The organism is Pseudomonas sp. 8209, from assembly GCF_028682105.1.
Lineage (GTDB): Bacteria > Pseudomonadota > Gammaproteobacteria > Pseudomonadales > Pseudomonadaceae > Aquipseudomonas > Aquipseudomonas palmensis.
On the sequence record NZ_JANIAH010000021.1, the window covers coordinates 1 to 4,370 of the forward strand.

The following is a 4,370-nucleotide window of genomic DNA, read 5'->3' on the forward strand; positions in this document are numbered from 1 at the left end:
GAAAAAAGGGGGCCTGACGAGCCTGCCGATCACGCTCTAGACCGCAGTCGCGGTGGCTTGACAACCGACGCCAACGGGACACCGTTGCACTTCCTCCTCTCTGGCGGTCAGGCCAGTGACATCAGCTACGCCCAACCCCTGTTGGACGAGGTCAGCATTCTATTGAGCCAACGTGACCGCCCGCGTAAACGCTGTAAATGGTTACTTGCCGACAAGGGCTACGACGCCGAAGCGCTACGCCGTTATTGCGACAGATATCGAATGCAACCCGTCATCCCGCTGCGCTCGATGAAGCGCAACCCCAAGCCTGGCTTACCAAGGCTGTTTGATCGGCCCAAGTACCGACAGCGCAACATCATCGAGCGCATGTTTGGCTGGCTGAAAGAGAACCGACGCATCGTGACGCGCTTCGACAAGCTCGCGAAAAGCTATGCCGCTATGGTCTCGCTGGCTTGTTCCATGCGGTGTTTGCGACATCTCTTTTCGTACAGAACCTAGTGTTAAACTTGTCTACGCAGAATGTTCATTACGCTACATTTCCATTTGTTTCGCTTTCAGGTAATTCGATGTTCGCACTGAATGATCAGCAGGCCATTATTAGTTATCCAGTTGGTCAGTGAAATGATGATGTGAGGCCTGGTTGGAATCTAGGCCTCACATGAATGAGTGCTAGCTTTTAAGTTGGGCTGGTACATAAAGCGTAGCAAGATTGAATTATGTCAATTTTGCCTAGCGAGTAGCAGACAAGCATTCCTAATAGCAGGGCAAGTGCGACCCATCCTGTCAAAGGTATTTTGTCTCGCCAGAAGCTAAATTTCTTCTGCTCTTCTACCCAGTCGATTTGATACTGCCAGAAAAATTTGTAATGAGCGTACCAGTCGCTGAAAAGGATTTGCTTGCTAATCGAGTTGGAATAGTATTCGTTTTCGATTTCCATTAGCTGATTGTAATGTTCTTCGTTCTTCGAGTCGTCTTGGCTGTTTTGAGCGGTGCGATAAAGGTCGCGAAGCGAGTTGAAGTTTCTAGTAATCGATTTGGCTGCCTTTTCGTAGTCGCTCTTTTTAGAGTCGTAGAAAGATATGTACAGTCCTATTACGCCAAGCACAACTAGAGCTGCAGATATGTCTTTAGCCGAGAGGGAGTCATATACCAGGGCAAAAACACCCATGGCAGTCGAGAAGAAGCCGATGAATCCTGGCACCTTGTCGACTATGTCGTAGGTCGCCCAATGCTTCCTTCCGCCGAAACCTACGTTGTAGCCGGTTTCGGCGATGCATTTCAACAGCGCGTCTTTTTTCATACGGTCTCGCTGATAGGGACAAGGACTTGGTCGCGAGCTACAACGACACCGTTTTTGAGAACGTAGCATTCAACGAGATGGTCGCCTTTGAAAGTCGTTGACTCACTGACCTCATGCCTGCCGTAGTCATTGAAAATCTGCCCGCGAACGCAGTCACGCTTTTCGGCTTCCTCGCCAATATTAAGAACTTTCCACTTAATATCATACGGCTCTGGAACACTGTTCTTCGTGATGTGAAATTTCAAGTTCTTGCGAGCCCTGAGCGGCATTCCCATCGCGATAAGCTCGCTGAGCAGGCGCTCACGGAAGCCGTTTTGGATCACTTCGCAGTCGATGGTCAGTGGGTAGCGGATATCAACTGGAACTTGATCTTCAATCTGCTGCTCGGTGTCGCGGAAGCTGCGAGTATTGGTGATTAGGCTCTCCATGCCGGCTTTGGCCAAAAATACCCTCGTGCTCGGAAACTCAGGGCCAAAGACCTTTTTCCAGCGATCGCCCTCGTATTCCTTACCAGTTGCTTCAATGGCCTTCACGCACAAGTCATGGGCTTTTCCCGCAGATTTCTGAAACTTCTGTTTTACCTTCACGTGCTGACGGCTTCCCAGCGCAGCCCAGCGATCCTGATTGGGCAGTTTAGACGCATACCCGAAGAAGTCTCGAATCATGCAGTCGTGCCAAGAGAAGCTCTTGTCGGCATACAATGTAGTCGACTTCAGGAAATTATGCGCTAGGGTGTCGATTAGAAGTCCACCAATCCCGATCCCGTGCTTGTTCTTCCAGGCGCGGATCATTTTGCAGAGATAGCGAAGATTGCGGTTGTTCTCATCGTTGGTTGTTTTCGTAGCCTCGATTTCTTCTCGCGGCTTGGTGATCTTCCATGATCCACCATTGTAGGTGTCCGGGTACTTGAAGCTTCCGTCGGCCTGCTCGAAAACAGGTTGTACTTCCACGTGGAAGCTGGCGAACGTAACGCATACCACTAACCGATCAACGTAGATGTTTGTGTTAGGGTACCGTTTCAGTAGCGAATTTTTGACATCTGTCAAAAGGCTGAATTGACCTCCAGATTTATTGTATGTTTGCCAAGCAGATCCTGGCATGATGTACAGCATGTCGAGATCTGAGATGCCTTTGATAGCTGTCCACCGACCATAAGACCCAACCTGTAGGTTGTATCGTGTGCGAGATTCGAGATCGCGGAATCGCTTGTTCAGTGAAAGCGTAATTTCCTCGTACCTGGTCTCAATGGTCTCATGGTTGGTGATTTTGATATTGTCGAAGAACGTTTTGAAATTGGTAGCAGTCGACATCGTGGTCTCGGTTTTAATTGTCCATAACATAAAGGCCGGGCGCAATCGATTAGGCAGCCCTAAGCTGCTTTAAATAAAAATCCACAACGCAAATCGATAGCCGTCCTTCATACGAATCAAGAGAAGAACAAACTGCATTTAAAAGGGGGCAGCATCTTGGCGTGCCCCTGGAACTGTTTAGAAGTCGAAAGATAGCTGCCCTGGATGGCACCGGAAATGGGATGTCACATTCTCCCAGCGTCCAAACCGAAACCGGTGATAGGCATGCACGAATACTGCCTTACTACGAGGTCGGTTGCGGGGGCGGCGGCGGAGACGGCTGAGCGAGCTCATTGGCCACCTCCCTTCCGACGCTTCACCCTTAACCGCCAAGCTTTCAGGCCGAAGGCGTCCAGCAGACGCTTGCCACTGCACCTGAAGCGGCAGTAGATGGACTCGAAATTTTCGTCGTTCGACTTCTCGTTCTGTGTATCCATACCGCACTCCTAATGAGTCGGTAGGCAGTAAGAAGCTCGGATAATTTTTATGACACAGCCCTTGACCGCTCAGCCCTTTCAGGCTTAAAACGATTGTGCCACTGCGGGCTGGTACGTATACTCCCGCGCCACCTCCTGTCCTAACCGACTTGGGCAAAAGCGATCTTCAGAGCCTAGTTTTCCAGACAAAATCTCTGTTGACCGCATCGAGACCTCTCTCACGTTGGCGCGTGGGAGGGGTTTTTTTTCGCCTGTACATCTGTACAGACGCCTTCATGTTACCACTTTTTCGTATGAGGGAAGTGCAACCGAACATGGCAAGAATTTTGTTCAAATCCGCTTCGCTCTAGACCGAACACAAGATATGCCAACTCCTGGGTAAAGTGCAAGGCGAGCACCTGTGGATAACTTGTGTTTTTTTTGGAGCGCCTGTGGGCTATTTCCGTTACGCGTAACGGCGAGTATGGGCTTTCCCCTTAAAGTGGACAAAAAATGATCGCTGTACGTTTTTTGTACAATCTAGCGCGTTAGAAATTTCTAGACTACTACATGTTGTGTTTCCAGCGGTGGCTTGAGCATATTTGCACAGCGCATTTCTGTGGATAAGTCGGTTTATAACCTGGCCGCCCTGTGCAGAAGTATGCTCTGAATACCTCTGGTTCTAGATGCCATTTCTGCCAAAAGGGACGGTTATTGAGTAGCTAATGACAGGAAAAATTATTCAGAATCCGTAGCTTTCCCTTCTGGTCGGGAAGAGGTCTTTGATTTAGGTTCTGTACGAAAAGAGATGTCGCAAACACCGCATGGAACAAGCCAGCGAGACCATAGCGGCATAGCTTTTCGCGAGCTTGTCGAAGTGCGTCACGATGCGTCGGTTCTCTTTCAGCCAGTCAAACATGCGCTCGATGATGTTGCGCTGTCGGTACTTGGGCCGATCAAACAGCCTTGGTAAGCCAGGCTTGGGTTTGCGCTTCATCGAGCGCAGCGGGATGACGGGTTGCATTCGATATCGGTCGCAATAACGGCGTAGCGCTTCGGCATCGTAGCCCTTGTCGGCAAGCAACCATTTACAGCGTTTACGCGGGCGGCCACGTTGGCTCAATGGAATGCTGACCTCGTCCAACAGGGGTTGGGCGTAGCTGATGTCACTGGCTTGACCGCCAGAGAGGAGGAAGCACAACGGTGTCCCGTTGGCGTCGCAGAGCATGTGGATTTTGGTTGTCAGGCCACCGCGACTGCGGCCTAGAGCGTGATCGGCAGGCTCGTCAGGCCCCCTTTTTTTTT

Annotated in this window: 4 protein-coding genes; 1 reads left to right on the plus strand and 3 read right to left on the minus strand. The window is 50.4% G+C overall.

The window, feature by feature from the left end; genetic code table 11:
• Positions 1-498, plus strand: a 498-nt coding sequence (locus tag NP552_RS25790; RefSeq protein ID WP_274097317.1) for an IS5 family transposase, incomplete at its 5' end; no start/stop codon positions are given.
• Positions 499-676: 178 nt separating this feature from the next.
• On the opposite strand, the gene NP552_RS25795 is transcribed toward NP552_RS25790, so the two are convergent.
• From NP552_RS25795 to NP552_RS25805, 3 genes are all read right to left on the minus strand, one after another.
• Positions 677-1,300: an SLATT domain-containing protein gene (locus NP552_RS25795; protein ID WP_100633739.1), complete on the minus strand. Its 624-nt coding sequence runs from the start codon at positions 1,298-1,300 to the stop codon at positions 677-679.
• Entirely contained in the window at positions 1,297-2,610 is a 1,314-nt protein-coding gene (locus NP552_RS25800) for an SMODS domain-containing nucleotidyltransferase (protein ID WP_100634012.1), read from the minus strand. Before NP552_RS25800 ends, NP552_RS25795 begins: the two co-directional genes overlap by 4 nt.
• 1,242 nt (positions 2,611-3,852) lie before the next feature.
• Positions 3,853-4,370, minus strand: a 518-nt coding sequence (locus tag NP552_RS25805; RefSeq protein ID WP_274097318.1) for an IS5 family transposase, incomplete at its 5' end; no start/stop codon positions are given.